The organism is Antarcticimicrobium luteum, assembly GCF_004358185.1.
In the GTDB taxonomy this organism is placed as follows: domain Bacteria; phylum Pseudomonadota; class Alphaproteobacteria; order Rhodobacterales; family Rhodobacteraceae; genus Antarcticimicrobium; species Antarcticimicrobium luteum.
In genome coordinates, this window is sequence record NZ_SMUV01000072.1 from 241,064 (window position 1) to 264,203 (window position 23,140).

Genomic DNA, 23,140 nt, shown 5'->3' on the forward strand with positions numbered 1-23,140 from the left:
TGTATATACAATATTGACTGAGGCCGCCGCCGTCATAAACTCGTTACATGACAGCTGCGACCTCTCCCCTCCGGCGGGGGGCGGCCCTGTCCGGGCTCTGCCTCCTGCTCTGGGTGGCCAATGCCGCCGCCCTCCCCGCCCGCGCCTTCGAGCGGGCCGAAATCTTTGCCACCTGCTCCGGCCGTCTGGCCGCGCTCGCCACCAGGCAACGTGCGCTGAACGAGGCCGGGGCCGACGGCAACGCACAGCTTGCCCGGGCGTTCGAGAGCCTGGTCGAGGCGACCATGCCCGACGCGGTGGACGACGGCGTGCCGCCCGGACACGACCGGGTCTGGCGCGGCCGGGGCTGGGGCGAGGTGGCCGGACTGCTGGCCGATGTGGATTACAGTTTCGACGCCAGCCGCGCCGAACGCGCGCTGATCGCGGTCGAGGCGCGCATCGCCGCCTGCCGCGGCGTTCTGTTGCCGGTGCGGTAAGGCGGCGGCCTGCGGCCTTGGTTCCGCGCTGCGGGCTTTGCTCAGCCGCAGGGGGGCCGCCCAGCTTTGCCTGAACTCAGCAGCTCAAATCCTTCAAACGCTGCCGCGGCGGCGCAAATCGCCGCCCCCTATGGTCAAGGCGGGGGAATGGTTCTAGGTTGCGCGAATATGCAAGCGACCGGACAAGACCCCGCATGAGCAAATCCGCCGACAACCCCGCCGATCCGTTCAAGAAGGCGCTGGCCGAGGCCACCAAGGTGATGGCCAACGACCCCGAGTTGACCGTGAGCTATACGGTCGATCCCTCGGGCCTGTCCGGCGAGAGCATGCGCCTGCCGCAGGTCAGCCGCCGGATGACCCGCGAGGAGGTGCTGCTGGCGCGCGGCACCGCGGATGCGCTGGCGCTGCACCGCAAGTACCACGACGAAGCGGTGCACGCCCGCTATGCGCCGCCGGGCGACATGGCGCGCGATCTTTACGAGGCGATGGAGACCGCCCGCTGCGAGGCGATGGGCGCGCGCGACATGCCCGGCACCGCCGGCAATATCGACGCCAAGATCGCCAACGAGGCCCTGCGCCGCGGCTATGACAGTATGAGTGATGCCTCGGAGGCGCCGCTGCCGGCCGCGGCCGGCTACCTGATCCGGCACCTGGCCACCGGCCGCGCCATGCCCAAAGGCGCGCAGAACGTCATGGACCTGTGGCGCGGGTTCATCGAGGAGCAGGCCGGCGGCACCCTGGACGAGGTCAAGGACAAGCTTGAGGATCAGTCCGAATTCGCCCGTTTTGCCCGCCAGGTCATTTCCGATCTGGGCTATGCCGACCAGTTGGGCGAAGATCCCGACAGCCAGGATCAGGACCAGCAGGACGAGGCCGAGGAGGACGCCGACGAGCAGCCCGACGACAGCGCCGGCCAGGAGGATCAGGACGACCAGACGGCCGAGGCCGACCCCGAGCAATCCCAGGACGAGCAGCAGGACCAGGCGCAGGCCCAGGTCAGCATGGACGAGGATGCCGAGGACGAGATGGGCGAGGAGGCCGAACTGCCCGACGGCGAGGCCCCGCAGGAGCCGCCCGCGCCGCCGCCGCCCTCGGAGGCCGATCCCGATTACCGGGTCTACCTGCCGACCCATGACGAAGAGATCGCCGCCGAGGATCTGGCCGAACCGGCCGAGCTGGAGCGGCTGCGCGCCTATCTCGACCAGCAGTTGGAGCCGCTGAAGGGCGCCGTCGGGCGGCTGGCCAACAAGCTGCAGCGGCGCTTGCAGGCGCAGCAGAACCGAAGCTGGGAATTCGATCTGGAGGAGGGCACGCTGGATGCGGGCCGTCTTGCCCGCGTGGTGGCCAACCCGACGACGCCGCTGTCGTTCAAGCGCGAGAAGGATACCGAGTTCCGCGACACCGTGGTGACGCTGCTGCTGGACAACTCCGGCTCGATGCGGGGGCGGCCGATCTCGATCGCGGCGATCTGCGCCGACGTGCTGGCGCGCACGCTGGAGCGCTGCGACGTGAAGGTCGAGATCCTTGGCTTTACCACCCGCGCCTGGAAGGGCGGTCAGGCGCGCGAGGCCTGGCTGAACGATGGGCGGCCGCAGCAGCCGGGGCGGCTGAACGATCTGCGCCACATCATCTACAAGAGCGCGGATGCGCCCTGGCGGCGGGTGCGCGACAATCTGGGCCTGATGATGAAAGAGGGCCTGCTGAAGGAAAACATCGACGGCGAGGCGCTGGAATGGGCGCACCGGCGGATGGTCGGGCGGCGCGAGCAGCGCAAGATCCTGATGGTGATCTCCGACGGGGCGCCGGTGGACGACTCCACGCTCAGCGTGAACCCGGCGAACTACCTGGAAAAGCACCTGCGCGACGTCATCGCCATGGTGGAAAAGCGCAAGATGGTGGAGCTGCTGGCGATCGGCATCGGCCATGACGTGACCCGCTACTACGACCGGGCGGTGACCATCACCGACGTCGACCAGCTGGCCGGCGCCATGACCGAGCAACTGGCGGCGCTGTTCGACAGCGATCCGCGGGCGCGGGCGCGGATCATGGGGATCCGCAAGGCGAGCTGAGGCGGGCCTTTAGCGCCAGGATTTGAGGGGCGGCGCGAGGGATCGGGCCGCCCTTTTTCGTCGCGGCGATCCTGGGACTGCGGTGCGGAAATATGCGCCTAGGGAAGGTCTCCAGCCCATTTCGCCCCCAACAAAGACCAAGCCGCGCAGGCGCCGGACCGTGGATCGGCGCAGAAACCTTTGATCGGTGCGCTTTATGGCAGCCAAATCCGGACAACATCTGATCGGCGCGCCCACGTCGACCAAGCGGCGGCCTTCGGCCTTGAGCCCGCGCAGGGGAGCATAGCCCGGCGGGAGTATTTGAAGAGAGAAGAAGCAGGGGGGACGGGCCCCTCTCCCCGCCCCGCCCTTGCCTCTCCCCCAGGCAGGCCCCATGATCCGCGCCGGCAGGCAAGTGACCGACAGGAGGCCCCATGTTCCAGACATTCGACGTGACCGCCCGGCCCGAACAGGGGCCGCCGCGGCTGGCGCTGTTGCGGGCTGAGCTGGAGGCCGAGGGGCTGGACGGGTTTCTGGTGCCGCGGGCCGATGCGCATCAGGGCGAATATGTCGCCGACCATGACGCGCGGCTGGCCTGGCTGACCGGGTTCACCGGATCGGCCGGGTTCTGCGCCGCGCTGCGCGAGGTGGCCGGCGTGTTCATCGACGGGCGCTATCGCACCCAGGTCAAGGCCCAGGTCGCCGCGGAATTCACGCCGGTGCCCTGGCCCGAGGTGCAGCTGGCCGACTGGCTGAAGGCGCAGCTGCCGCAGGGCGGCCGCGTGGGTTATGACCCCTGGCTGCACACCGTGGCCGAGATCGGGCGGACGACAGCGGCGCTGGACGGCACGGGCGTCGAGATGGTGCGCAGCGACAATCTGGTGGACCGGATCTGGGAGGATCAACCGCCGGTGCCGATGCAGCCCGTCAAGGCGCATCCGATTGAATTTGCGGGTGAAACCGCTGCCTCCAAATGCGCGCGGCTGGCCGGGGGGCTGCGCGCGGCCGGGCACCGGGCCGCCGCGATCACGCTGCCGGATTCGATCATGTGGCTGCTCAACATCCGCGGCGCGGATATCCCGCGCAACCCGGTCGCCCATGGCTTTGCCATTCTGCACGACGACGGGCGGGTGGAGCTGTTCATGGCCCCGGGCAAGCTGAAGGATCTGGGCGATCATCTGGGCGATGGCGTCACGGTGGCGGAGCCTGCCGCCTTTCTCCACCGGCTGGCCGCGCTGGAGGGGCCGGTGCGGCTGGACAAATCGACCGCGCCGCAGCGGCTGGCCGATGTGCTGGGCGACAAGGCCGTCTATGGCGAAGAGCCCTGCGCCCTGCCCAAGGCGCGCAAGAACGCGGCCGAGATCAAAGGGGCCGCCGAGGCGCATCTGCGCGATGGCGCTGCGATGGTGGAGCTGCTGTGCTGGCTCGACGCGCAGGACCCCGGCAGCCTGACCGAGATCGACGTGGTGATGCGGCTTGAGGCGGTCCGGCGGCGCGACAACGCGCTGCAGGACATCTCGTTTGAGACCATCGCCGGCACCGGGCCCAACGGCGCGGTGATGCATTACCGGGTGACCGAGGAGAGTGACAGCCGGCTGGAGGCGGGCCATCTGCTGGTGCTGGACAGCGGCGGGCAATACCTGGACGGCACCACCGACATCACCCGCACCATCGGCATCGGCGCGGTGGGGGCAGAGGAACGCGCCTGTTTCACCCGCGTGTTGCAGGGCATGATCGCAATGTCGCGGCTGCGCTGGCCAAAGGGGCTGGCGGGTCAGCATATCGAGGCGGTGGGGCGGCTGCCGCTGTGGATGGCGGGCCAGGATTTCAACCACGGGCTGGGCCATGGCGTCGGCGCCTATCTGAGCGTGCACGAGGGGCCGCAGCGGCTGAGCCGGGTCAGCGACGTGCCGCTGGAGCCGGGGATGATCCTGTCGAACGAGCCGGGCTATTACCGCGAGGGCGGCTTTGGCATCCGCATCGAGAACCTGATCGTGGTGGAACCCGCCCCGGCCCTGCCCGGCGGCGATGCAGAGCGCGAGATGCTGTGCTGGCGCACGCTGACCTTTGCGCCGATCGACCGGCGGCTGATCGTGGTGGAGATGCTGACGGCGGATGAGCGCGGCTGGATCGACGCCTATCACGCCGCGGTCGCGGAAAAGATCGCGCCGCGGGTCGGAGACGCCGCGCGGGACTGGCTGAAGGCGGCGACCGCGCCGCTCTGACCGAAGCGCGACGGATTGCCCTGACGCGGGGGATTGCCGCAGCCGCGCCAAAGGCGTGACGGCACTGACACCGGCATGTTACAAAGCGCGGCCAAGCAAAGAGATGAACGAGAATATTCGGGAAGGACGAAAGATGGCAGTGAAAATCAGGATCCGCAAGGTGCCGGGGCTGTGGACGGTACGCTCGGGCGGCGCGGTGCTGGGGGAGACGAGCAACGCGCTGGAATTGAGCGAGGGCGATCTTCCCCCGGTGATCTATTTCCCGCGCGAAGATATTGCGATGGCCTTTCTCGACCGCACCGACAAGGTGACCCATTGCCCGCACAAGGGCGATGCCAATTACTATTCCATCGTCAACAAGTCATCGGTCGCGGAAAACGCGGTCTGGACCTATGAGAACCCGCCGGAGGCGCTGGCCGAGATCAAGGATCATCTGGCCTTTTACACCAGCGACAGCGTCAAGGTGGAACAGATCTGAACGCCTGCCTTGCGGCAGCATGGCAGAGAATGCGGAAACGCCCCGGCCATTCGGTCCGGGGCGTTTTGCCGTTTCCGAGGCCCCGGCGCAGCCGCCGGGGTCGCGGGTCCGATCAGCCGGGCAGCAGCCAGTCGGAGCTGGCTTCGAGCGCGTCGACGGTGACGCCGTCGAGAAAGACGACCTCGTGCCCGTCATAGGAGAGCACGGTGCCCAGGCCGCTCGTGCTGGCGGCCAGCGTCACGTTGGCGGCCAGATCAGCGGCGCTGTAGCCGCTGCCGTCCGCCGCCAGCAGCGTGACCGTTTCGCCTGCCGCCAGATCGAAATCGTCGATGCCCGCCGCATAGGGGCCGGAGCCGACCAGGATGAAGGTGTCGGTGCCTGCGCCGCCGAACAGAACATCGTCATAATCCCCGACCAGGGTGTCGTCGCCGCCGCCGCCATAGGTCTGATCGGCGCCCATGTCGGCGCCGCCGGCCTTGAGCAGTTCCTGGCCCAGGGTGTCGTCGCCCAGCCCGCCGCGCAGTATGTCGTCGCCGGTGCCCCCATCGAGCCTGTCGCCGCCCTTCTCGCCGCGCAGCCGGTCGTCGCCGGCGCCGCCGTCGAGCGTATCGGCCTTCTTGCCGCCAAACAGATGGTCGTTGCCGACGCTGCCGATCAGCGTGTCTTTCCCGTTGCCGCCGAACAGGGTGTCGTTGCCATAGCCGCCATTGAGATAATCCGCGCCGCCGCCGCCGGAAAGCGTGTCGACGCCGTCATCCCCATAAAGATCGTCCGCGCCGAGGCCACCGAGAATCTTGTCCGCGTCTTCGCCGCCGCGGATGGTGTCGTCGCCGGCGTTGCCAGCGATCCGGTCCGCGCCGGTGCTGCCGGACAGGTTGTCGTTGCCGTCGTCGCCCCAGATCCGGTCGTCGCCGTCGCCGCCGCCGATCTTGTCGTCGCCAAAGCCGCCGTACAGCACGTCGTTGCCGTCGTGGCCCCAGATGATGTCGTTGCCATAGCCGCCCTCGGCGTAGTCGTCGCCGGGCCCGGCCGAAAGGGTGTCATTGCCGAGATGGCCGCGCAGCTCGTCATTGTCGCCGGCGCCGTTGAGGAAATCGTTTCCGTTGCCACCGCGCAGGCTGTCGTCGCCGCCATAGCCGCGAATCTCGTCATCGCCGTCGCCGCCGTTGATCACGTCGTCGCCGCCGGTACCGATCAGCAGGTCGTCGCCGCTGGTTCCGGTCAGCACGATGGAGGCGCCGCTTTCGCTGACGGTGAAGGCCTGGAGATCGGAAGTGAGGATGGGATCAATTGCGGGCATGAAAGGAACTCCGGTTCTGTCGCGGCAGACTACTAATTTACATTTTGTTAACTAATTGTAGCATCTTCGGCCGAAGCGCCCAGAGGATTTCGATATCTTTTGGGGAAAACCGCGGATCGCTATGAAATAGTTCGAAACGCGCAGGACAATGTGCGGTATGCGCCGTAACTGTTTCCGAACTGTCAGGAATGTTCCTCGGCCGCCGTGGCGGCGAGTGCGCGGTTATAGGCCTTGAGAGCGTCAATTTGGTAAAGCGCCCCGAGAATTTCCGCCTCTTCTCCTTCCGCGCGCAGAATCACAGGCACGAAATCAACCTCCGCGCGATCAAAAATCGGCATCGCCGCCTCGAGCGTTGCGCTGGCCTCGATGCAGAGCCCCTGCTCGACCATCTCGCGGCAGGGCCCCTCTTCGGCGCAGCGGGGGTCGGAGACCGGGCGCATCACCGCGCCGGCGCGCAGCATCGCCAGCAGATAGGCCTGCGGCCCGGCGGCCAGGTGGATGCCGCGCCGCTCCAGCTGGGTGAGAAAGAAGGACCGGTCGACCAGCCGCGAGGCCAGTGCGGTCGACAGGCTGACCGAGGCCATCACCGCGATGCCGATCTGCCAGTCGCCGGTCAGTTCGAACACGATCATCGTGGTCGATATCGGCGCGCCCAGAACGGCGGCGGCCACGGCGCCCATACCGGCAAATGCATAGAGCGTGTGGGTGCCCGAGACATCGGGCAGCAGCCCGGTGGCGACCAGCCCGAAGGCCAGACCCGAGAGCGCCCCCACCATCAGCGAGGGCGAGAACACCCCGCCGCCCATCCGCCCGCCGAAGGTGATCGAGACCGCCACCGCCTTGACCAGCGCGAACAGGATCGCCTCGCGCAGCGGAAAGGCGCCGGACAGCGCCAGGCTGGTCGTCTCGTAGCCCACGCCGATGATATGGGGAAAAAAGATCGCCATCGCCCCCAGCAGGGCGCCGGAGATGCCCGGGCGCAGCCAGCGCGGCAGGCGCAGCCGGTCCTGCACCCGGTTGCCGACATCCTCGGCCAGGAAGATGCCGCGCATCAGCAGCACCGCGATCAGCCCGCAGATCAGTCCGAGGATCAGAAAGGCGGGCAGTTCGACATAGAATTGCAGCGACCCGGGGGTGGCCAGGACGAATTCCGTCACGTCGCCATAGTTCAGCCGGCTGATCACCGTGCCGGCGACCGAGGCGATGACGATGGGGGCGAAGGCATGTACCGCGAAGTGACGCAGCACCACCTCGAGCGCGAAGAGGGCGCCGGCGATGGGGGCGTTGAAACTGGCCGAGACGGCGGCGGCCACGGCGCAGCCCAGCAGATCGCGCCCGGTGATCCCGTCGGCGCGGATACGGTTGCTGATCCAGGTGGAGATCACCCCGGCCATGTGCACGACCGGCCCCTCGCGCCCGGACGAGCCGCCGGTGCCCAGCGTGATCAGCGAGGCTGCGACCGAGGCAAGCCCCTCGCGCTTTTCCACCCGTCCGTCGCTCATCGCTGCGCCCTCGATCACGTCGGCCACCGCGCGCACCCGCCCGTCGGGGGTGAAATGATGCAGGATCAGGCCGACGATCAGCCCGCCGAGGATCGGGATCAGCAAGATCCAGTACCAGGCGAGGTGCTCGGCATAGGTATGCAGGTGCTGCACGTCGCCGGTGCCGTACAGCCAGGCCTGCAGCCCGTCGATCGCCTGCCGGAACCCCAGCGCGGCGAAACCGGCGGCGACGCCGATCGTCAGCGCGATGAACCAGAACTGGATCTGGCTGGGCCCGCGGGTGCGCAGGATATGCCAGCCGTCGCCGACGGCGGCGCGGGCCTGGTCGATTGTCCGGGCGAGGATCGGGCGGCTGGGATCGGCCATTGGCATCCGTTGCTTGGGTCTGCCCCTGTTTAGGACAATGCGGGCGCGGCGGAAAGTGGCCTGCCCGCCCGGACTGTGGCGGCGGTGTGGAAAACCGGGAATTTCGGTGCGATTAGGGCAGGTTGGCCTGTGGAAACGGGAGCGGACCTGAAGTTTTGGCCGATGGCCCGGATCCCATCGGGCGGCGCTGCGATGACGGCAGGTCCGGCGTCCGCGCCGTCAAACGGTCAGCAACGCCCGGGCGGCCGCGCGGGCCTCGTCGGTGATGGTGTCACCGGCGACCATGCGGGCGATCTCGTCGATCCGCGCCTCGGGTGCCAGCGGCGTCACGGTGGAGAGCGTCAGCCCCTCGCTCACCCGTTTCTCCACCCGCCAGTGATGCGCCCCCCGGGCCGCCACCTGCGGCGAGTGGGTCACCACCAGCACCTGTCCGCCGTCGGCCAGCGCGGCAAGCCTGCGGCCCACCGCATCCGCCGTGGCGCCCCCCACCCCGCGGTCGATCTCGTCGAAGATCATGGTGACGCCGCTGCCGACGCCGGTCAGGCAGACCTTGAGCGCCAGTAGGAAACGGCTGAGTTCGCCGCCCGAGGCGATCTTGTCCAGCGGTCCGGCCGGGGCGCCGGGGTTGGTGGCGACGGTGAAAGCCACCGCATCGACCCCCTCCGGCCCCGGCTCGGCGGGGGTGAGGCGGGTCTCGAACACCGCGCGTTCCATTTTCAGCGGCGCCAGTTCCGCCATCACCGCCCGGTCCAGCCGTCCTGCCGCCTCGGCCCGCGCCGCGCTGAGCGCGGCGGCGGCGGCGTCATAGGCGGTTTGCGCGGCGGCCAGGGCGGCGCGCTTGTCCTCAAGATCGCTCTCGCCGGCGTCCAGCGCCGCCAGCCGCGCGCGCAGGGTCTCGGCGAACCCGGCCAGGTCGTCTGGCAGAACCCCGTGCTTGCGCGCCAGGGCGCGAACGGCGAACAGCCGTTCTTCGATCTGTTCAAGTTCGGCGGGATTGAAATCCAGCCCCTCCAGGCAGCGTTGCACGCCGTCCTGCGCCTCGCCCAGTTCGACCATGGCCCGGCCCAGCGCGGCAATGGGCGTCTCCAGCGCCGCGGCGTCGTCCTGCGCCACCCCTTCGAGCCATCGCAGCGCCTGCCCCAGCGCCGCCTCGGCCCCGTCGCCGCCCAGCAGGGCAAAGGCGCGGTCGACATCGCCGCGAATGCGCTCGGCGCCCTGCATGCGGCGACGGGCGGTGTCCAGATCGGCATCCTCGCCGGGCGCCGGGGCGAGGCTGTCGAGTTCCTGCACCGAGTGGCGCAGAAAATCCTCTTCCTCGCGGACCGAGTCCAGCGCCGCCTGTGTCTCGTCCACCGCCGCCCTGGCCCGTTGCAGGGTCCGCCAGGCGCCCCGCACGGCGGCGACGTCGAGCCCGCCGAAAGCGTCCAGCATGGTGCGGTGCCCGCGCGGGTTCAGCAGCCCGCGGTCATCCTGCTGGCCATGCAGTTCGACCAGCGTATCGGACAGCGCGCGCAGCACCTCGCCCGAGCAGCGCCGGTCATTGACCCAGGCCGTCTTGCGCCCGGAGGCGTCGTTGACGCGGCGCAGAATCAGCTCGTCCCCGCCCGGCAGCCCTGCCTGCGCCAGCACCTCATGGGCCGGATGCCCGGCGGCCAGATCGAACACCGCCACCACCTCGCCCTGCTCGGCGCCCTGACGCACCAGCGCGGCCCGGCCGCGCCAGCCCAGCACGAAGCCCAGCGAATCGAGCAGGATCGACTTGCCCGCGCCGGTCTCGCCGGTCAGCACGTTGAGACCCGGCTGGAAGTTCAACTCCAGCCGGTCGATGATGAGCATGTCGTGGATGTCAAGCGACCGCAGCATGGCGCCGGCCCCAATTCCCGTCAGACCGCATGCCGATCAGAGCCATTTCCCCTGCACCGACTGTCGGTAGATCTGGCTGAGCCAGTTGTTGCCCTTGTCCTTGAGCTTGAGCCCGCGCGCGGTCAGCAGTTTGTAGCTGTCCTGATACCATTCGGAGCCCTGGTAGTTGTAGCCGAGGATCGCCCCGGCGGTCTGCGCCTCGTCGGTCAGGCCCAGCGAGAGATAGGCCTCGACCAGACGGTGCAACGCCTCGGCGGTGTGGGTGGTGGTCTGGAAATCCTCGACCACAACGCGGAACCGGTTGGTCGCCGCGGCAAACTGTTTCTTGCGCAGGTAGTAGCGGCCCACCTCCATCTCCTTTGCCGCCAGATGGTCGAAGGCAAGGTCGAATTTCAGCATCGCCGGCGTGGCGTATTCGCTGTTGGGATAAACCTCGATCACCGTGCGCAGCGCCTGCAGCGCCTGGAATGTCAGTCCCTGATCGCGTCCGACCTCGTCGATCTGGTCATAATAGGACAGCGCCAGCAGATACTGGGCATAGGCCGCTTCCTCGTCGGTGGGATAGAAGTCGATATAGCGCTGCGCTGCGGCGCGGCTTTCGGGATAATCCTGTCCCTTGTGATAGGAGAACGCCTGCATGATCAGTGCGCGCTTGGCCCAGGAGGAATAGGGATAGAGCCGCTCGATCTCGGAGAAATACCAGGCGGCATCGCCGGTGCGGCCGCGTGTCAGCTCAAACTCGCCGCGATCATAGATCTGTTCCGGGGTGAACCCTTCGAGGTTCTGGGACTTGTCCACTGGCCCGCCACCGCAGGCGGCCAAGAAGGCCATCAGAATGAACGCCCCGATGACCTTTATTCCCGACCTGCCGCCGATCATGCTTGCCAATCCTCATCGTCCTTGCCAGGCGTTCCACCTGTTTGAGGCTCGGTCTAGCACAATAGTTTCCGGTGCAAAACGCCTTAAACGCGCTTGCGTTCAGGGCCGTGGCCGCGATGCCCCCGGGGTCAGGCGACCTGGGGAATCTCGGCCCAGACCAGCCCCTTGCCGGGCAGCCGCGCGGCGGTCGCCTCGTCGCACAGAACCGGGCGCACGGCGCCGGGTGTGCTGAACAATTCGCGCAGCAGCGCGTTGGTCAGGGTGTGGCCCGCACGCTCGCCCACGTAATGGCCCAGGATCGGGCCGCCGGCCAGCGCCAGATCGCCCAGTGCGTCGAGCATCTTGTGGCGCACCGCCTCGTCCTCGTGGCGCAGCCCGCCCGGGGTCAGGATGACGTCGCCGTCCACCACCACCGCGTTTTCCAGCGTACCGCCGAGGCCGAGGCCGTTTTCATGCATCCGCTCGACGTCGGCGCGGCGGCAGAAGGTGCGGCTGTCGCAGAGCTCGCGCGCGAAGGCGCCGTTGTCCATATCGAGCATCTTGCTTTGCTGCCCGATGGCGGCATCGACGAAGTCGATATGAAACTCGATCTTCAGGCGGTCGGCGGGTTTCAGCGTTGCGCGGGCGCCGTCGCGTTCGACGGTGACCGGGTGCATCACCTCGTAGGCCAGCACCGGGCTGGCCTGGGGCTGCACGCCGCGCGCCATGATGCCGCGCACGAAGGGGGCGGCCGAACCGTCCAGAATCGGAATCTCGGGACCGTCGATCTCGATCAGCGCGTTGTGCACGCCGCAGCCGGCCAGCGCGGCCATCACATGTTCGACGGTGGAAACGGAAACGCCGGCGGCATTGACCAGCAGGGTGCAGAGCGGCGCATGTTCCGCCGCGTCGTAGATCGCCGGGATCAAGGCATCGCCGATCGCAATGTCGGTCCGCTTGAACCAGATGCCGTAGCCTGCCGCAGCCGGGCGGATCACCATCGTGGCCGGTTCGCCCGAGTGCAGGCCAACCCCCTTGAAGGTCACCGAAGTTCTGAGCGTATGTTGCAAATCCGGCCTCTTACCGTGGTTTCCGGCGATCCCCAGCGCCGGTGCACACGAAGTAATGGCCCGCCCCTGTCGGCTCAACTCAATCTTTGTAACTGAATGAAACATCCCTGAAACATTTCGGCAAAACCCCGCCTACCCCAAACCAACCCACTGTAATAAAACAGAAAAGACCGCCCCAAGGGGCGGCCTTTCGCTGCGTCAGTTTGTTCGGTTTCAGTTCGCCTGGCGGCGCAGGAAGGCGGGAATTTCGATCCGGTCCTGGTCCTGGTCCGGTTCCGCTGCCGGCTGTGCCGCACCTTCGGCGCGGTGCAGCGACGGCTGCTGGCGCGCCGCCTGCGCGAGGCCACCCGCAGGGGTGTCGGCGGCGTGGCCGGTCATCCGGTCGATCAGGCGGTTGAAGCCGAAGCGGCCCTTTTCCTGCGGCGCGGCGGCGGGTTCGTGGTGACCCTGCTGCGGCGCGCGCGGCGCGTTGCGGGCGGCGGCATGCAGCCGGGCCAGCGCCTCGGGCGAGGGCGTGCCGGGTGCAGGCGCGCGCGGCGCGACGTAGCTCTCCATCTCGTCGGTCCCGGCCTCGGCGCGCGGATCGAACACCGGCTCTTCGGGACGGTAAGCTGGCGGCGGCAGGCCGTCGTCGTGCTGCGTGGCCTCGTCGGCGGCATAGCCGCTGTCCGGATAGCCCGCTTCCTGCTGCGGCGCGGGCTCGTCCAGCGCCTCGAACAGATTGGGCTCCGGGGTCTGCTCGGCGGCTGCGGCGGGGGCCATCGGCTCGACCGGGGTCTCGGCGACGATCGGCGTTTCCAGTTCCAGCGGCGCCTGCGGCTGCCGGCTCTCTTCGGCGGAAACCTTCTGCTTGAGCGGCTGCGACAGCGGCCGGCGCGGCACCGGAATATCGCTATGCACGTCCGAGGCGTCGATACCGGTGGCCACGACGCTGACGCGCATCATGCCCTCCATGTCGGTGTCGAGGGTCGAGCCGACGATGATGTTGGCCTCCGGATCCACCTCTTCGCGGATGCGGTTGGCGGCCTCGTCCAGCTCGAACAGGGTCAGATCATGGCTGCCGGTGATGTTGATCAGGACGCCGCGGGCGCCCCTGAGGCTGATTTCGTCGAGCAGCGGGTTGGCGATCGCCTTTTCGGCGGCCTGGATCGCGCGATCCTCGCCCTCGGCCTCGCCGGTGCCCATCATCGCCTTGCCCATCTCGTCCATCACCGCGCGCACGTCGGCAAAATCGAGGTTGATCAGCCCCGGACGCACCATCAGGTCGGTCACGCCCTTGACGCCCTGGTAGAGCACGTCGTCGGCCATCGAGAAGGCCTCGGTGAAGGTCGTCTTTTCGTTAGCAAGCCGGAACAGGTTCTGGTTCGGAATGATGATCAGCGTATCGACGACCTTTTGCAGCGCCTCGACGCCATCCTCGGCCTGGCGCATCCGCTTGAGGCCCTCGAACTGGAACGGCTTGGTGACCACGCCGACGGTCAGCACACCCAGCTCACGCGCCGCCTGGGCGATGATCGGGGCGGCGCCGGTGCCGGTTCCGCCGCCCATGCCGGCGGTGATGAAGCACATGTGCGAGCCGGCCAGATGATCGACGATCTGTTCGATGCTTTCCTCGGCCGCCGCGGCGCCGACGCTGGCGCGGGCGCCCGCGCCCAGCCCCTCGGTCACCTTGACGCCCAGTTGCACCCGGTTGCCGGCATGACTTTGCTGCAGCGCCTGGGCGTCGGTATTGGCGACGACGAACTCGACGCCCGTAAGCGCCTTTTCGATCATGTTGTTGACGGCGTTGCCGCCCGCGCCCCCGACGCCGAAAACGGTGATCCGCGGTTTCAGTTCTTCCTGTCCGGGCATCGAAAGGTTCAATGTCATGCTCTGTCCGCCTGTTCACAATCGTTTAGGTCACGCCACCGTCTCTGCCGGACGGATCTGCCTTCATGGGATAATAGCGGTATCACAGCGCAAGGTCACCAAGAAAACAAGAGATTCACACAAAATATGGCGAAAAAATAGCGCCCACCGGCGGCATCTTGCCAAGGGGTCCAGATATTGCGTGTTCAAGCGCACGCAATAATAGGCCCCGGCAAAAAACCGGTGCGCGACAGGACATGACGGGGCATGACGCGGCTGGCGCCGGCCCGTGGTCCAAATTGTGCGGGGTCCCTGCTCGACCCTCCCAGCCACCTCTCAACCGTGTGACTTGTTCAAAACGATATCATGCGGGTGTCGTTCAGACCACCTAAAACCGCCGCGGTTTCCGCCCGGTGTTCCGGTCGCCGCCCCGCTCACCAGTTGTCGCGGAACCATTTGACCGCGCGCCGCAGCGAGCGCGCCGGATAGCGGTCGACCGGCACCTCGAAATCCCACCATTCGTCCTGGGGATGCGCCGCGAAGAGCGCCAGCCCCACCGCACCGGCAAACCCCGGCCCGGTGGCCGATTGCGGCAGCCCGTGGACCCGGAGCGGCCGGCCGAGGCGCACCTGCTGGCCGAGGATACGGCTGGCCAGCCCGTCCAGCCCCATGATCTGGCTCGATCCGCCGGTCAGCACGATCTGCTGGCTGGGCAGGTGATCGAAGCCGGCGGCATCGAGCCGCAGGCGCACCTCTTCCAGGATCTCCTCGACGCGCGGGCGCATGATTCCGATCAGCTCGGCGCGGCTGACGGTGCGGCGGTCATGTTCCCAGTCGCCGGTATCGCCGCCGATGTCGATCATGTCACGGTCGTCGGCGCCGGTGGCATGGACCCCGCCGCAAAAGGTCTTGATCCGTTCGGCATTGGCCATCGGCACGCCCAGGCCCATCGAGATGTCGCCGGTGATGTGATCGCCGCCCATGCGCACGCAATCGGCATAGATCATGTGCTTTTTCATGAAGATCGAAATGCTGGTGCTGCCGCCGCCCATGTCGATGCAGGCCGCGCCCAGTTCCTGCTCGTCCTCGACCAGCGCCGAGATGCCCGAGACATAGCCCGAGCTGGCGATCCCGGCCAGTTCCAGATCGCAACGCTTGATGCAGTGGACCAGGTGCTGAATCGCGGCGGCATCCACCGTCAGCATGTGCATGTCGACGGCCAGGTTATGGCCGAGCTGGCCACGCGGATCGATCAGGCCCGAGCGGTTGTCGAGCGCGAAGTTCACCGGCTGGGCGTGCAGCACCTCGCGGCCGGTGCCGTATTCGGGCACCTCGCAGGCGGCCAGGACACGGGCGATCTCGGACTCGGTCACCACCTGGCCCTCAAGCTCCACCGTCGCGTCGAGCCCGTAGGAGCGCGGATTTGCCCCCGAGAAACAGGCGATCACGTGATCGACGCGGATCTCGGCCATCTTCTGCGCCGCCTGCAGGGCGGTCCGAATGGCGCGCTCGGTCTCCTGCATGGCGGTGATCTCGCCGAACTGCACCCCGCGCGAACGGGTGGTCGCCGCGCCGACCACGCGGAACCCGCTCTGCCCGGCCAGCGAGCCGATGGAATTGTCCTCGCTCAGTCTGGCGGTGCCGTCGAACCGCAGGATCAGGCAGGCGATCTTGGAGCTGCCCACATCGAGGATCGCGATCACCCCGCGCTGCATCGCCTGGCGGCGCATCTGCCGCATCGCCCTTTGGGATTGATAGAGGTCGGTCATTTGCTACTGCCCGTATCCGTTTATTCTTCTTATTTTCCACCAGTCCTCGACCGCGGCGCCGGTCATCCGCACCGTGGGCCGCGCGCGCAGGCGCATGTCGACCACCGTCACGTCGCGCTCCAGCAGGTCGCGCACCTCGTTCAGGGCCAGCACCCGCTCCAGCGCGCGCACCGGTTTGTCGGGGGGCAACAGGATGCGCTGGCCCCGGTCCAGCACCACGTCCCAGCGCCGCTCGCCCACCCGCACCAGGCCGCGCAACCGGTCCGCCAGGGGGCGCGCCGCGCCGATCAGCCGCAAGGCCTCGGCCACCGCGCGATCGGCCCCCTGCCCCGCGATCAGCGGCAGTTCGGGCCGCGCCGTGCGCGACACCAGATTGTCCACATGCGCCCCGGTCTCATCCAGCATCGACAGGCCGCTGCGGCTGCGCCAGACCACCGCCGGCTGCCGTTCGGTCACGTCCACCTGCAGGATGCCGCCGGGGCGGATCCGCACCGCGGCCGTCTCGACCGGGTCGAGCTCGATGATCCGCTGGCGGATCTGTTCCAGGTCCAGATCAAAGGAGCTGACCGGAAAATCCAGCGCAACCGCCTCGCGGATATCCTCGGACAGGTTGCGCCCGGCGCCGTCGATCGCCATCAGTCCGACCATGAATTCCGGCCGTTCCTGGATCGAGGCGCGCAGATCCGACATGAACAGCGTCAGCGCATCGCGCCGCTGCGGGTCGGCCATGAAGGCCGAGCCGAGCGCGAAGCACAGGCAAAAGGGCACACCGACACGCAGCCCCAGCCGGATGCCCGGCGTCAGCAGCCAGCGCTGCATCCGGTATTTCAGCCGCGACGGCGCCGGATCCGGGCGAGCGTGGGCGCGCGCATGAGGATGGGGCCGGGTCACGCCGCCTACCGGTTGCATGAGGCGTCCTCCACCAGCCAGGCGCAGAGCTGACCGAAGGTCATGCCGATTTCGCCCGCCTGTTCGGGACTGAGCGAGGTCGGCGTCATGCCCGGCTGGGTGTTGACCTCGAGCAGGAACAGCCCGTCGGCGCCGCGCGTCTCGTCCCAGCGGAAATCGGTGCGGCTGACGCCGCGACAGCCCAGCGCCCGATGGGCGCGCAGCGCGTAATCGAGACACAGATCGAAAATCTCGCGCGGGATCTCGGCGGGCACCACATGGCGCGAGCCGCCGGGCTTGTACTTGGCGTCATAATCGTACCAGCCGTCGGTCAGGATGTCGGTAACCGTCGCCGCGCCGGGGTCGGTGTCGTCGCCGCCGACCACCGTTGTGGTCAACTCGCGGCCCGGGACATATTGCTCCACCATCACCTGCGCCGGCATCGCCGCATCCAGCCGGGGCGGGGTGTTGGCGCTCTCCTGCACGATATAGATACCGACCGACGAGCCCTCGTTGTTGGGTTTGACCACATAGGGCGGTGCCATCACATGGGCCGCCTCGACCGCCGATTTGTCGACGATCACGCCCTCGACCACCGGCAGGCCGGCGGTGCGGAACACCTGTTTGCTACGTTCCTTGTCCATCGCCAGGGCCGAGGCCAGAACGCCCGAATGGGTATATGGAATGCGCAGCCATTCCAGCATGCCCTGGACGCAACCGTCCTCGCCCCAGCGGCCATGCAGCGCGTTAAAGACGACATCGGGGGCAATTTCATGCAAGCGCTCGCAGAGGTCCGGGCCGGCATCCAGCTCGACCACCTCATAGCCCTCTCCCCGCAGCGCGGCGGCGCATTCGCGCCCAGTGGACAGCGACACCTCGCGTTCAGCAGAGGGTCCGCCCATCAATACCGCAACAAAGGGGGTCTTTCCGCTCGACTGACCCACGTTGTGCCTCAATGTCCCCGGACCTTTGCGGCCCGTGTTTCTTCCCCGGATTCCACGCCCCCTTTGTGCCTGCGGGGTGTCGTGATCGGGTGTTACTCCGCGGCTGGCCCACCTTCTGGCTCGCCCACCCGCATGATTTCCCATTCTAGCGTTATGCCGCTGGTTTGGTAAACCTTTTTTCGCACCGCTTCGCCCAGTCCTTCGAGATCGGCGGCGGTCGCGCCGCCGGTGTTGATGAGGAAATTGGCGTGTTTCTCGCTCATCTGCGCGCCGCCCTGCCGGGCACCGCGCATGCCGGCATCCTGGATCACTTTCCAGGCCTTGAGGTCATGCACGTCATCGGCGCGCCCGGTGCTGGAGAACCCGGCAGGATTGCGGAAGGTCGAGCCGGCGCTGCGTTCCTTCGTCGGCTGGCTCTCGTCGCGCTTGCGCAACTGGTCCTCCATCCGCGCCAGCAGCGCATCGGGATCGCCCGGGGCGCCTTGGAGCGTGGCCTCGATCAGCACCATGCCGTCCGGCAGATCGCTCTGCCGGTAGCGGAAGTTCAGGTCGGGTGCGGTGAGCGTGACAATCTCGCCGCCCCGCGTCACCGCGCGGGCCGAGACCAGGACATCGGCCACATAAGAGCCGTAGCAGCCCGCGTTCATCCGCACCGCGCCGCCGATGGAGCCCGGGATCGTGCGCAGGAAGGTCAGATCGACGCCCGCCTCGGCGGCCTTTTTCGCCACATGGGCGTCCAGCGCCGCGGCACCGGCGGTGACAAGGTTGCCGTCCACGGCGATCGTGTTGAAGCCGCGCCCGAGCCGGATCACCACCGCCCGCAATCCACCGTCGCGCACGATCAGGTTGGAGCCGACGCCCATCGGGAACACCGGCACCTTCGGATCGAGCGCGGCGAGGAAATCGGCCAGATCGGCCTCGTCGGCGGGCTGGAACAGCGCATCCGCCGGCCCGCCCACGCGCAGCCAGGTCAGCTCGGAAAGCGGCTTGTGCCGGGTCAGCCGCCCGCGCACCTGGGGAAGGTCATAGGTCATGGCCCTCTGCTACCGCCGCCCGCGCGCCGGAACAAGCCGTCGCGGCAGGGGCCGGCGGAATTCCCGCGCCGCGCCGCCCTTTCGGACCAATGCGCGGCGGCCAATGGCCGGAGCCTCGGGCAGCGATATTTTAGGTGACAGAAAGACCATGCCGGTTTCTTTCGTTCAGTCCCCGCCGCCCGGGCGTCGCCGCAGCCAGCGGGTCAGGTAGAATACCGGCCAGCGCAGCACGGAGATCCCCGCGCCCAGCACCAGCAGCCCGATCCACGGCCCGTTTTCATAGGTCACATAGCCCAGCAGCGGAATGCCCAGCGCCGTCAGCGCACAGGCGGCGCGCCAGTGGTTGTCGCGGCTGGGCAGCATGGCGGTGAGATTGGCCGCAACCGCCCAGAGACAGGCTAGGATCAGCGACGGCGTCATTGCCGCCCCCACGCCCGGCGCGCCAGATGCCCAAGCGGGCGGCGGAACATCGACAGCACCGCCAGCAGCGCGGCCAGCGCGATCCAGATCCCGTACACCGCTCCGAGCCAGACCAGCAGCCCCGGCGCGCTAAGCAGCAGCAGCCCGCCGGGCAGGTACTGGCACCGCAGCGGCAGAAACGCGATCCCCGCCCCGGCCAGCACCCAGAGGCTGGCGGCGATCACCGGCGCGCTCATCCCGCCACCCTCACGCGAAGGAGGCCGCGAAGGCGGCGATGCAGGCGGCCATGCCGAGCCAGGGCACATAGGCGGGCACCACGAAGGGCCCCTCGGGTTCGCGCCGCTTGACGCCCACCAGCGCGGCGTTGACGATGGCGAAGACGATCAGCAGCGCCTGGGTGGTGACCTCGGCCAGCACCGCCACCGGCAGCGTCAGCGCCGCCGCCGTGGTCGCCGCGCCGACCACCAGCGTGCCCAGCACCGGCGTGCCGAACCGCTTGTGCGCATGGCGGAACACCGACAGCCCGGGCGAGCGTTTGCCCAAGCCGAACAGCACCCGCGCCGCCATCACGATCTGCGCCAGAACGCCGTTCATCGCCGCCGCCACCGCGATCGCCGAGAGGAACAGCGCCGAGGTTCCGGTGCCGGCCTCCCAGACCAGCGAGAGCGGCCGCTCGGAGACGCCCAGCACCTCGCGCGGGACGGCGCGGACCGCCGCCATCGACACCAGCGCATAGAGCAGCGCGGTGATCGCCAGCGCCCAGAGGATCGCGCGCGGCATGGCCCGCTCGGGGTTCTTGGTCTCCTCGACCACGTTGACCATGTCGTCGAACCCGATGAAGGCGAAAAAACCGAAGACGGTGGCGGCGGCCACCCCGCTCCACTCCGGTGGCGGCGGCGCGCTCCAATCGGCGACCGGGGTGGCGGAAAAGCCGGCGCCGGTGACCAGCACGAGGCCCACCACCTCGACCAGCGTAAGGATCGCGGCGAAGGCGAGGCTTTCCAGCACCCCGACCAGGGCGATGACGGTCATCGCCGCGCCGAAGCCCACCACGCCCCAGACGAAGGGGATATCGATGATCGCGGTCAGATAGCCGACCCCGCCGCGCAGCACCGCCGCAGCCGCCACCGTGCCCGCGATGATGTTGATCCAGCCCACCAGCACCGCCAGCCAGTGCTGGCGCAGGCCCACCTCGATATAGGAGCTGTCGCCGGCGGCCTCGGGGATGCGCGCGGACAGTTCGGCAAAGGCCAGCGCCGAGGGCACGGCCACCAGCCCCGCCAGCAGGAACGACAACGGCGCCCAGACCCCGGCGACCCCGGCGGCGATCCCGGTCAGCACGTAGATCCCCGCGCCCACCATGATGCCGACGCCATAGGCCGTCAGCAGGCCAGTTCCGATCCGTCGTTTGAGTTTTTCCGTCATCGCCCCGACCTGCTTTTTGCGCGGGAGTATTTGGCATCATCCGGGCGCGGATTTCGAGGGATTTCGCCCGAATGCGGCGCGATGGCCCGAGGCCTACCCCTTCAGCCGCTCCGGCAGGCGGTTGGCCCAGGCGCTGATGGTGCCGGCGCCGAGGCAGACGACCATGTCGCCCGGCCGCGCCTCTTCGCGAACCAGCCGCTCCAGATCGTCCTCGGAGCCTATCGCATGGGCGTTGCGGTGGCCATGGCGGATCAGGCCCGCGACCAGGTCGTCGCGGCTGGCGCCGGGGATCGGATCCTCGCCGGCGGCGTAGACATCGGCGATGCCGACCACGTCGGCCTCGTTGAAACAGGCGCAGAAATCGTCGAACAGCGAATGCAGCCGCGTATAGCGGTGCGGCTGGTGCACCGCGATCACGCGGCCATCGGTGGCCTGCCGCGCGGCCTTGAGCACGGCGGCGATCTCCACCGGGTGGTGGCCGTAGTCGTCGATGATGGTGACCCCGTTCACCTCGGCCACACGGGTGAAGCGGCGGTTGACGCCGCCGAACTTCGCCAGCGCCTCGCGGATCTCGTCGCGTTTCATGCCCAGGTGGCGGGCGACGACGACGGCGGCCAGCGCGTTCGACACGTTGTGATCGCCCGGCATCGGCAGGGTGCAGCCCTCGATCACCGCGCCCTCGGTCTGCAGCGCGATGTCGAAATGCGCCGCCCCGGCCTCATAGCGCAGGTTGACGGCGCGGATGTCGGCCTGGGCGTTGAAGCCATAGGTGGTCACGCGGCGATCGGTCACCCGCCCCACCAGCGCCTGCACCTCGGGATGGTCGGTGCAGCAGACCGCCAGACCGTAAAACGGGATGTTGGAGACGAACTGATAGAAGCCGTCGCGCAGCCGGTCGAAATCGCCCCAATGCTCCATATGCTCGGGGTCGATATTGGTGACGATGGCGATGGTTGCGGGCAGCCGGTTGAAGGTGCCGTCGCTCTCGTCGGCCTCGACCACCATCCATTCGCCCTGCCCCATCCGCGCGTTGGAGCCATAGGCGTGGATGATGCCGCCGTTGACCACCGTAGGATCGAAACCGCCGGCGACCATCACCTCGGCCATCAGCGTGGTGGTGGTGGTCTTGCCGTGGGTGCCGGCGACGGCGACGTTGGATTTCAGCCGCATCAGTTCGGCCAACATCTCGGCCCGGCGCACCACCGGCAGGCCGCGGCGCCGCGCCTCGTCCAGCTCGGGATTGCCCGGCTTGATGGCGGAAGAGATCACCACGACCTCGGCGCCTTCCAGGTTCTCCGCCCGCTGGCCTTCGAACACCTGGGCGCCCAGCCCCGCCAGACGCTCGGTGATGGCCGAGCTTTTCAGGTCGGAGCCCTGCACCCGGTAGCCCAGGTTCAGCAGCACCTCGGCGATGCCGGACATGCCGATGCCGCCGATGCCGACGAAATGGATCGGCCCGATGTCGGTGGGCAGTTTGGTGGCGGGGGTCATGTGCGCTCCTTCCCGGTCCGGGTTTCGGCGGTTTCCTCGACCAGCGCCACCAGCCGTTCGGTGGCGTCCGGCATCCCGACGCCCAGCGCCGCCGCGCTCATCTGCACCGCGGCGCCGGGGTTGGTCAGAACCGCGGCGATCTGCGCGGTCAGGCTGGAAACGTCAAGCCGCTTTTCCGGGATCAGGATCGCCGCGCCCGCCTCGACCAGCCCGCGGGCGTTGGCGGTCTGGTGATCGCCGGCGGCGGCGGCATAGGGGATCAGGATCGCCGGCCGCCCGATCACCGTCAGATCGGCGATGGTCGAGGCTCCGGCGCGGGAGATCACCAGCTGCGCCTCGGACAACCGCGCCGGCACGTCGGTGAAGAAGGGCCGCACATCGGCGTCGATGTCCTGTTCGGCATAAAAGGCCGCCACCCGCGCGCCGTCCTCGTCACGGGCCTGATGGCTGACCCGGATGTTGCGCAGCATGTCGGGCGGCAGCGCCGCGATCGCGCCCGGCACCACATCCGACAGGATGCGCGCGCCCTGGCTGCCGCCGATCACAAGGATCGACATCGGGTAATCGCCCGGCGGGATATAGGGTGCCCCGGCCCGTGCCAGAACGGCGGCGCGCACCGGGTTGCCCACCGGCACGCCCTGCGCGCCCTCCGGCAGATCGGTCGGCCAGACGCCGCAGGCCACCTGCGCCACCCGTTTGGCAAAGATCCGGTTGACCCGGCCCAGCACACCGTTCTGTTCATGGATCATCCGCGGCAGGCCCAGCATGGTGGCCGCCCCCAGCGCCGGGATCGACGGGTAGCCGCCGAAGCCCACCACAACGTCCGGGCGGTCGCGCTGCATCGACCAGGCGGTGCCGAGCAGGCCGGCGGCCAGTTTCGGCAGCACCAGCGCCCTGGACAACAGCCCGCCGCGCGCGAAGGTGGCGCTGGAGACCTCGGTGATTTCGGTCGAATGGGGAAAGCCGCCGGTATAACGGGCGCCGCGCGCGTCGGTCGACAGCTTGACCCGCCAGCCGCGTTTCAGCATCGCCTCGGCCAATGCCTGGGCCGGGAACATATGGCCCCCTGTCCCTCCGGCGGCGATCATCAGCAGCTTTTGTGGCATCGGCAATGTCCTGCGTTTCTTATTGGTTG

General features: G+C 68.3%; 19 protein-coding genes. 4 read left to right on the forward strand and 15 right to left on the reverse strand.

Annotated elements, in window-relative coordinates; genetic code table 11:
* Positions 1-47: 47 nt before the first annotated feature.
* The 4 genes from E1832_RS18295 (at position 48) to E1832_RS18310 (ending at position 5,227) form a co-directional block, all read left to right on the forward strand.
* Positions 48-476: a hypothetical protein gene (locus E1832_RS18295; protein ID WP_133361207.1), complete on the forward strand. Its 429-nt coding sequence runs from the start codon at positions 48-50 to the stop codon at positions 474-476.
* A 194-nt stretch (positions 477-670) separates the two neighbouring features.
* Positions 671-2,545, forward strand: coding sequence for a cobaltochelatase subunit CobT (cobT, locus tag E1832_RS18300; RefSeq protein ID WP_133361208.1), 1,875 nt, complete (start codon positions 671-673; stop codon positions 2,543-2,545).
* Between the two features lie 413 nt (positions 2,546-2,958).
* On the forward strand, positions 2,959-4,749 hold the full coding sequence (locus E1832_RS18305) for an aminopeptidase P family protein (protein WP_133361209.1): 1,791 nt from the start codon (positions 2,959-2,961) through the stop codon (positions 4,747-4,749).
* A gap of 133 nt (positions 4,750-4,882) precedes the next feature.
* Complete coding sequence (locus E1832_RS18310; protein ID WP_133361210.1) at positions 4,883-5,227, forward strand: DUF427 domain-containing protein; 345 nt, start codon at positions 4,883-4,885, stop codon at positions 5,225-5,227.
* A gap of 112 nt (positions 5,228-5,339) precedes the next feature.
* On the opposite strand, the gene E1832_RS18315 is transcribed toward E1832_RS18310, so the two are convergent.
* The 15 genes from E1832_RS18315 to E1832_RS18385 all read right to left on the reverse strand — a co-directional run bounded on the left by E1832_RS18315 (position 5,340) and on the right by E1832_RS18385 (position 23,111).
* Complete coding sequence (locus tag E1832_RS18315) at positions 5,340-6,527, reverse strand: calcium-binding protein (protein WP_133361211.1); 1,188 nt, start codon at positions 6,525-6,527, stop codon at positions 5,340-5,342.
* A gap of 182 nt (positions 6,528-6,709) precedes the next feature.
* Positions 6,710-8,395 (reverse strand): chloride channel protein, encoded by a 1,686-nt coding sequence (locus E1832_RS18320; protein ID WP_133361212.1) that lies wholly within the window; start codon positions 8,393-8,395, stop codon positions 6,710-6,712.
* A gap of 219 nt (positions 8,396-8,614) precedes the next feature.
* Positions 8,615-10,258, reverse strand: a complete 1,644-nt coding sequence (recN, locus tag E1832_RS18325) for a DNA repair protein RecN (protein WP_133361213.1) — start codon at positions 10,256-10,258, stop codon at positions 8,615-8,617.
* A 36-nt stretch (positions 10,259-10,294) separates the two neighbouring features.
* Entirely contained in the window at positions 10,295-11,137 is an 843-nt protein-coding gene (locus tag E1832_RS18330) for an outer membrane protein assembly factor BamD (protein WP_133361214.1), read from the reverse strand.
* Between the two features lie 128 nt (positions 11,138-11,265).
* Complete coding sequence (gene lpxC / locus E1832_RS18335) at positions 11,266-12,186, reverse strand: UDP-3-O-acyl-N-acetylglucosamine deacetylase (protein ID WP_133361215.1); 921 nt, start codon at positions 12,184-12,186, stop codon at positions 11,266-11,268.
* Between the two features lie 213 nt (positions 12,187-12,399).
* Positions 12,400-14,055 carry a cell division protein FtsZ gene (gene ftsZ, locus E1832_RS18340; protein WP_133361216.1) on the reverse strand — a complete coding sequence of 552 codons (1,656 nt, stop codon included), beginning with the start codon at positions 14,053-14,055 and terminating at the stop codon, positions 12,400-12,402.
* 413 nt (positions 14,056-14,468) lie between these two features.
* Entirely contained in the window at positions 14,469-15,803 is a 1,335-nt protein-coding gene (gene ftsA, locus E1832_RS18345; RefSeq protein ID WP_133361217.1) for a cell division protein FtsA, read from the reverse strand.
* Positions 15,804-15,806: 3 nt separating this feature from the next.
* Complete coding sequence (locus E1832_RS18350; protein ID WP_133361218.1) at positions 15,807-16,712, reverse strand: cell division protein FtsQ/DivIB; 906 nt, start codon at positions 16,710-16,712, stop codon at positions 15,807-15,809.
* Entirely contained in the window at positions 16,700-17,593 is an 894-nt protein-coding gene (locus E1832_RS18355) for a D-alanine--D-alanine ligase (RefSeq protein ID WP_245514041.1), read from the reverse strand. Before E1832_RS18355 ends, E1832_RS18350 begins: the two co-directional genes overlap by 13 nt.
* A 134-nt stretch (positions 17,594-17,727) precedes the next feature.
* The gene (gene murB / locus E1832_RS18360) at positions 17,728-18,669 is read right to left on the reverse strand and encodes a UDP-N-acetylmuramate dehydrogenase (RefSeq protein ID WP_133361220.1); all 942 of its coding nucleotides are present in this window, start codon (positions 18,667-18,669) and stop codon (positions 17,728-17,730) included.
* 165 nt (positions 18,670-18,834) lie between these two features.
* Complete coding sequence (locus tag E1832_RS18365; RefSeq protein WP_133361221.1) at positions 18,835-19,089, reverse strand: DUF2484 family protein; 255 nt, start codon at positions 19,087-19,089, stop codon at positions 18,835-18,837.
* Positions 19,086-19,325, reverse strand: a complete 240-nt coding sequence (locus E1832_RS18370; protein WP_133361222.1) for a DUF2484 family protein — start codon at positions 19,323-19,325, stop codon at positions 19,086-19,088. Before E1832_RS18370 ends, E1832_RS18365 begins: the two co-directional genes overlap by 4 nt.
* A 10-nt stretch (positions 19,326-19,335) precedes the next feature.
* Complete coding sequence (locus E1832_RS18375; RefSeq protein ID WP_133361223.1) at positions 19,336-20,514, reverse strand: APC family permease; 1,179 nt, start codon at positions 20,512-20,514, stop codon at positions 19,336-19,338.
* Between the two features lie 93 nt (positions 20,515-20,607).
* On the reverse strand, positions 20,608-22,005 hold the full coding sequence (gene murC, locus E1832_RS18380; protein ID WP_133361224.1) for a UDP-N-acetylmuramate--L-alanine ligase: 1,398 nt from the start codon (positions 22,003-22,005) through the stop codon (positions 20,608-20,610).
* Positions 22,002-23,111, reverse strand: coding sequence for a UDP-N-acetylglucosamine--N-acetylmuramyl-(pentapeptide) pyrophosphoryl-undecaprenol N-acetylglucosamine transferase (locus tag E1832_RS18385; RefSeq protein ID WP_133361225.1), 1,110 nt, complete (start codon positions 23,109-23,111; stop codon positions 22,002-22,004). Before E1832_RS18385 ends, murC begins: the two co-directional genes overlap by 4 nt.
* Between the last annotated feature and the right edge of the window lie 29 nt (positions 23,112-23,140).

What these genes read in the sequence shown, in the direction of transcription:
- murB (WP_133361220.1), bottom strand. Translation starts at nt 18,669, where the DNA reads ATGACCTATGACCTTCCCCAGGTGCGCGGGCGGCTGACCCGGCACAAG.
- E1832_RS18370 (WP_133361222.1), bottom strand. Translation starts at nt 19,325, where the DNA reads ATGAGCGCGCCGGTGATCGCCGCCAGCCTCTGGGTGCTGGCCGGGGCG.
- E1832_RS18310 (WP_133361210.1), top strand. Translation starts at nt 4,883, where the DNA reads ATGGCAGTGAAAATCAGGATCCGCAAGGTGCCGGGGCTGTGGACGGTA.
- E1832_RS18350 (WP_133361218.1), bottom strand. Translation starts at nt 16,712, where the DNA reads ATGCAACCGGTAGGCGGCGTGACCCGGCCCCATCCTCATGCGCGCGCC.
- murC (WP_133361224.1), bottom strand. Translation starts at nt 22,005, where the DNA reads ATGACCCCCGCCACCAAACTGCCCACCGACATCGGGCCGATCCATTTC.
- E1832_RS18375 (WP_133361223.1), bottom strand. Translation starts at nt 20,514, where the DNA reads ATGACGGAAAAACTCAAACGACGGATCGGAACTGGCCTGCTGACGGCC.
- E1832_RS18320 (WP_133361212.1), bottom strand. Translation starts at nt 8,395, where the DNA reads ATGGCCGATCCCAGCCGCCCGATCCTCGCCCGGACAATCGACCAGGCC.
- cobT (WP_133361208.1), top strand. Translation starts at nt 671, where the DNA reads ATGAGCAAATCCGCCGACAACCCCGCCGATCCGTTCAAGAAGGCGCTG.
- recN (WP_133361213.1), bottom strand. Translation starts at nt 10,258, where the DNA reads ATGCTGCGGTCGCTTGACATCCACGACATGCTCATCATCGACCGGCTG.
- ftsZ (WP_133361216.1), bottom strand. Translation starts at nt 14,055, where the DNA reads ATGACATTGAACCTTTCGATGCCCGGACAGGAAGAACTGAAACCGCGG.
- E1832_RS18365 (WP_133361221.1), bottom strand. Translation starts at nt 19,089, where the DNA reads ATGACGCCGTCGCTGATCCTAGCCTGTCTCTGGGCGGTTGCGGCCAAT.
- E1832_RS18330 (WP_133361214.1), bottom strand. Translation starts at nt 11,137, where the DNA reads ATGATCGGCGGCAGGTCGGGAATAAAGGTCATCGGGGCGTTCATTCTG.
- E1832_RS18305 (WP_133361209.1), top strand. Translation starts at nt 2,959, where the DNA reads ATGTTCCAGACATTCGACGTGACCGCCCGGCCCGAACAGGGGCCGCCG.
- E1832_RS18385 (WP_133361225.1), bottom strand. Translation starts at nt 23,111, where the DNA reads ATGCCACAAAAGCTGCTGATGATCGCCGCCGGAGGGACAGGGGGCCAT.
- E1832_RS18315 (WP_133361211.1), bottom strand. Translation starts at nt 6,527, where the DNA reads ATGCCCGCAATTGATCCCATCCTCACTTCCGATCTCCAGGCCTTCACC.
- E1832_RS18295 (WP_133361207.1), top strand. Translation starts at nt 48, where the DNA reads ATGACAGCTGCGACCTCTCCCCTCCGGCGGGGGGCGGCCCTGTCCGGG.
- E1832_RS18355 (WP_245514041.1), bottom strand. Translation starts at nt 17,593, where the DNA reads ATGGGCGGACCCTCTGCTGAACGCGAGGTGTCGCTGTCCACTGGGCGC.
- ftsA (WP_133361217.1), bottom strand. Translation starts at nt 15,803, where the DNA reads ATGACCGACCTCTATCAATCCCAAAGGGCGATGCGGCAGATGCGCCGC.